This window comes from uncultured Microscilla sp., from assembly GCF_947493425.1.
Taxonomy (GTDB): Bacteria; Bacteroidota; Bacteroidia; order Cytophagales; family Microscillaceae; genus Microscilla.
Genome location: NZ_CANLRP010000358.1, coordinates 1 through 2,339, shown reverse-complemented (window position 1 = coordinate 2,339; position 2,339 = coordinate 1). Strand labels below are relative to the sequence as shown.

Below are 2,339 nucleotides of genomic sequence, written 5' to 3'. Positions count from 1 at the left end.
TGCTGAATCTTTTATATATTTGGGTATGATTAGCCTCATGTTGGCAAGGCTCCAGGAATTTTAAAACACTTTCTTAGGGAAGGAGTACCTTTGCCTGTGAAACTTTCCTTACTACTATGGTGCTCACGACGCCAGCGGCGAATCATGTTTGCGTTAAGTTGGTAGTCCTCTGATACTTGTTTGGCTGATTGACCTGACTCTAGCAAATCAACAATCATTAATTTAAATTCCTTATCATATTGTTTCATAATAACTAAGATAACGGACTCTTCTTACTCTCACAACAAATGTAGCAATTCCAGTATCAGAGCTATTGAGTATAAAACTCTGCTCTGTCTTAAACCTTCTCCTTAATAACTCTACACTGGGTCCTGCATAAAAAACCGCCCTCTCAGTTTTACCAACACAAAATATAGGGTTTAAATAAAGTCCTGTTTGATCTATTTGCTGATTTGTATTAATACTATACAAATTTCTGATATACGATGCACTACCTGGAAGATTAGGAAGACTGTCTATCAGTGTATATTGAACACCACCTATAGTAGTATTTGTACTATCATTAGAAAATAACCTGTTTTGATATGCCCCTGCTATAATACCAACAGCAGTACTATGCCCAAAAAACTCAAATGTTCTTAACTCAGGCTCAAAAGCATATAAGTTGAGATAGACCCCATCTGTTGAAACATTCTCTAAAAAAATCAAAATTGGTTCCTATATCTATCCTAAACTCTGGTTCTCCCAATTTTCTTCTAGGTTCACCATTTTTTATGGTAATGGCGTGCCTCTCATTGGGCGTGATTTTAAAGGTACTGGCATAGTCAGCAGTTCCTTTAAGTTCTAGCACCAAAAACTCATTATCTTCTTTTGTTATGTCATGGAAAATTTCTACTGGAATCTCTATAATGGTACCTGCAGTCATATCAGATTTAATCACTACAAACTTTTTGAGCAATTTAAAATCTGTGGAATCGGCGGTACTTATATCATTGACCTTTACCTCATAAATAGCACTACTTAAAGGTTTTTCTTCCATTTTAAAGCGCACCATGTGAATCTGTGAACCTCCCTTCTTGAAGACTTCTTGCACACTAGAGTTGGCTTTTTCAAAACTGATTTTGGTTTGGGCTTGAGATATAAAGGATGTAAACATACCAATCAACAGGAGCCCTAATGTTATATAAACATTCATAATATGTTTAAGTTTTTGAAAGAATACCTCAAGTTACAATTTATACCATTACCACTAGATTTTTTGCAAGGTTAAATATTTGGTTTTTAAAGGAAAAGCAATACATACTATTTATATTAAACCTTTAAAACAAACAGATTAACTTATGAAATTTGGAAATTGCAAAATTTGTGGAGCACCACCCAATAAGGCTCAAATAGAACAATTAGAAGCCTTACCTCCAAAAGAAAAAGAAGCCATTATATATATTGGCTGGCAACACTTGAGTTGTGCATTGGCAACGGGTAGTATTAAACAATGGAATGAATAACAAAACCTTCAAAATATCATTATGCAAACAAATCAATCACCCCAAAACCTATTGGTAGCAGTGCTAGGCAACCGCAACTCAGGCAAATCATATACTTGGAATACTTTATTTGAGAGTACTGTAAAGACTGGCAAGAGAGAACGTAAACTAAGCTTTGGCAAAACAGAACACACTTGGGTATATTTGGTAAGCGGATCGTCTGAAGAAAGGCAGGCTTATGTAGGCGACTTGATCAAGGTCAAAAACCCTCGCATTGTGTTATGCTCTATCCAATATGTAGCCCACGCCATGAAGACCTTCAATTATTTTGCCGACCGAGGCTACACTATGTATGTGCATTGGCTCAATCCGGGGTGGGACGATCAAGGCGGATACCGGGATGAGCATCAACTTGGTCCTCAAATTTTATCAATGCATAGCATGTTTGGTTTACGTTCTGGACAAGAAGACCCCAGTGCAAGGGTAGACGAAATGCGCGCCTTTATCTATGGCTGGGCAAAAGATCAAGGTTTGACTCATGGTTGAGTAAACAGAAAGAAGACATAGGTTGGTTAGGAGCATCATTCATAAAGTTTCAACCACTCACCTAAAGCAAAAAAACCTGTCAAAAGACAGGTTCTTGTAAATTTGTGTCGGGGTGGCAGGATTCGAACCTGCGACCCCCTGCTCCCAAAGCAGGTACGCTAACCGGACTGCGCCACACCCCGAACAAAAAATGTGATTTTCGTCAAAGTTGGTTGCTGGTGATCAGTTATTGATGGATTTAAAAACTATTTAATTGGATGTTTAGGCTTAAAACCGAAACGCTTTTAAAAATAAAGTGAGTAAGCAATC

General features: G+C 37.5%; 4 protein-coding genes and 1 tRNA gene. 2 read left to right on the top strand and 3 right to left on the bottom strand.

What is annotated here, in order from left to right; genetic code table 11:
- Positions 1-35: 35 nt before the first annotated feature.
- Both Q0954_RS33665 and Q0954_RS33660 read right to left on the bottom strand, forming a co-directional pair.
- Positions 36-251, bottom strand: coding sequence for a transposase (locus tag Q0954_RS33665; protein WP_299466380.1), 216 nt, complete (start codon positions 249-251; stop codon positions 36-38).
- A 398-nt stretch (positions 252-649) separates the two neighbouring features.
- Positions 650-1,195, bottom strand: a complete 546-nt coding sequence (locus Q0954_RS33660; protein ID WP_299466377.1) for a hypothetical protein — start codon at positions 1,193-1,195, stop codon at positions 650-652.
- Between the two features lie 145 nt (positions 1,196-1,340).
- Between Q0954_RS33660 and Q0954_RS33655 the strand changes: the two genes are divergently transcribed.
- The gene (locus Q0954_RS33655) at positions 1,341-1,505 is read left to right on the top strand and encodes a hypothetical protein (protein WP_299466374.1); all 165 of its coding nucleotides are present in this window, start codon (positions 1,341-1,343) and stop codon (positions 1,503-1,505) included.
- Positions 1,506-1,526: 21 nt separating this feature from the next.
- Entirely contained in the window at positions 1,527-2,030 is a 504-nt protein-coding gene (locus Q0954_RS33650) for a hypothetical protein (RefSeq protein ID WP_299466371.1), read from the top strand.
- Positions 2,031-2,137: 107 nt separating this feature from the next.
- Here Q0954_RS33650 and Q0954_RS33645 read toward each other — a convergent pair.
- Positions 2,138-2,212: transfer RNA gene (locus Q0954_RS33645), tRNA-Pro, on the bottom strand.
- Positions 2,213-2,339 lie beyond the last annotated feature (127 nt).

Coding starts and splice junctions, on each gene's coding strand:
- Q0954_RS33650 (WP_299466371.1), top strand. CDS start 1,527: ATGCAAACAAATCAATCACCCCAAAACCTATTGGTAGCAGTGCTAGGC.
- Q0954_RS33655 (WP_299466374.1), top strand. CDS start 1,341: ATGAAATTTGGAAATTGCAAAATTTGTGGAGCACCACCCAATAAGGCT.
- Q0954_RS33660 (WP_299466377.1), bottom strand. CDS start 1,195: ATGAATGTTTATATAACATTAGGGCTCCTGTTGATTGGTATGTTTACA.